2 protein-coding genes are annotated in these 1,966 nt (G+C 32.5%); both read left to right on the top strand.

The features are described 5' to 3' along the window. Positions 1–183: 183 nt before the first annotated feature. Positions 184–729, top strand: a complete 546-nt coding sequence (locus MWH30_RS13655; RefSeq protein ID WP_248664653.1) for a hypothetical protein — start codon at positions 184–186, stop codon at positions 727–729. Between the two features lie 97 nt (positions 730–826). After that, positions 827–1,690 carry a BsuPI-related putative proteinase inhibitor gene (locus MWH30_RS13650; RefSeq protein WP_248664652.1) on the top strand — a complete coding sequence of 288 codons (864 nt, stop codon included), beginning with the start codon at positions 827–829 and terminating at the stop codon, positions 1,688–1,690. Positions 1,691–1,966 lie beyond the last annotated feature (276 nt).

Raw genomic sequence — 1,966 nt, 5'->3', positions numbered from 1 at the left:
TTTTTGCTTTTAATTATAGCATCTTAAAGGGAAGAAATTAAATCTATTTTAGAGTTCTTTCTTGCGATTGCCCTGGAATAGGGCCCTATTTTATTTTAAATAATTATTCAGATATGGTATAATTAAAGAGGCGATAATCAGTGTTTATTTTTAAATTTAAAGAGTTTGGAGTGACTGAAATATATGCGGAATTATTTATCTAAATTAATAATTTTAACTCTTATCTTAGCTATAACTATTTCAGTAGCAGCACCTGTTCAAGCTAATGAGTTCTTTACGATGGAGATGGGGACAGTTTTAGGCTTTGGGATTACAGTTAGTCACTCCAATAACTTTAATCCCTTGCAGGTTACTCAACTTGGCTATGGGCGGAGAAAGGGTGATGTTTACTTACATATCTTTGGAGGTTCTTTAGAGGATGATAAGTATCAAGAGAAGCTTGTAGAAGGTGAAGAATATCAGGGCCGAAACTCCTATGCTTTTGCAGAGATAGGCTATCAGCACGATTTTAATGATTCACCTTACTTTGGACGAACTTCTATAGGCTTAGGTAGAGTAGCTAAAGTTAGTAAGTATCTTTCTTCTCGGAATATGTTTACCTTTGCTGCTAGCTTTGGTTATCGGAGGTATTATATTTCCTGGCGACATATATCCAATGGGGAGACAATCTTGGAGAATCCAGCTCCTAATAAAGGACGAGATATGTTGACTTTAGGAATAGAGTTTTAAAGGCAAATGATAGAGGAGAAAGGAGAGATGATAGATAAAGTTCAGAAGATTAAAATCTCTATCATCTGTTGCACAGAGCGCAACAAGGAGGGGGCTTATGTTAAAAAATAACTATTACTTAGCTATTATTATTTCATTATTGATTTTACTACTATTTAATTTTAATGTTTTCGCTGAAACTGATAATTTAAGCGAAGTTCAGAGTTTGAAAGTTGCAGATATAGAGGTTGAATTTGAAGCTGTTAATGACTCTATAGATGAACAAACTTTAGTGTCGTTAAATGAACTGTGGGATGAATTAGAGATGAGCTTATTTGTAGTTGATGATAAAATAATAGTAGGTTATCAAGATTATTATTTTTTATTAACTTTGGATGAAGATACTATTTATGCTCAGAATGTAGCTACAGAAGGGTTTGAACAGGAGGATTACTCTTTAAAGCAAGCCCCTACTTATGAAAATCGGAGACTATTTATTCCTTTAGAATTTATAACAGAGCATCTAGGTTTAGAGTATCAGCTTAAAGAGTTTGCAGAAGAGAAAAAGGAGCAGGAAGAAGTTGAGACAGAGCTTGAAGAAGAGAGAGAAGAGGAATTAAAAATAGATAAGATTAAAAATTTAGAGTTGGATTTGAGACTATTAGCTGTTGAGGATGAAGAAATAGAGGTAGGTTTAAAGCTGAAAAATCTAAGCAAGCAGGAGATAGAGCTTCATTTTAGTACTGGACAAAAATATGACTTTATTCTTAAAAACGAAAAAGGAGAAGTAGTAGCTAGCTGGTCTACTGGGCAGTCTTTTACTCAAGCTTTAGAAACTTTAGACTTAGCTGGCGAAGAAAGTATAAGTTATACAGAAACTATGAATATAAAAGATTTGGAAGCAGGCACTTATTATCTTCAGGGAGTAATAACTACTCGTCAGGAACTGATTTCCGAACCTATTCAGTTCAGACTAAATTAGCAGGTAAATAGTAATTTAACAACTATATTGCTTGTTTAATCCTTCATCTTAAAGATGAAGGATTTTTTTGTTATTAAGAGCTAAATTTGTTATAATTAAAGATAAATATTTACAATATTAGGGGAACTTTTTTAGGAGGTTGTAAAAGTTGTTAAAATACTAACAAAAACTATATAAAAGTTATAAAAACGCTTGAAGCTCTATCTATATTTTGATATACTATAGATAGAGGTGATAAAGATGAAACTATTAAATTCATCAGAAACCGCCGAGATA

This window comes from Fuchsiella alkaliacetigena (assembly GCF_023227765.1).
Lineage (GTDB): Bacteria > Bacillota > Halanaerobiia > Halobacteroidales > Acetohalobiaceae > Fuchsiella > Fuchsiella alkaliacetigena.
This window is presented reverse-complemented; position numbering and strand designations above follow the sequence as displayed.

Bases quoted from the DNA above. Each gene is read 5' to 3' on its own strand.
- MWH30_RS13650 (WP_248664652.1), top strand. From the start codon at position 827: ATGTTAAAAAATAACTATTACTTAGCTATTATTATTTCATTATTGATT.
- MWH30_RS13655 (WP_248664653.1), top strand. From the start codon at position 184: ATGCGGAATTATTTATCTAAATTAATAATTTTAACTCTTATCTTAGCT.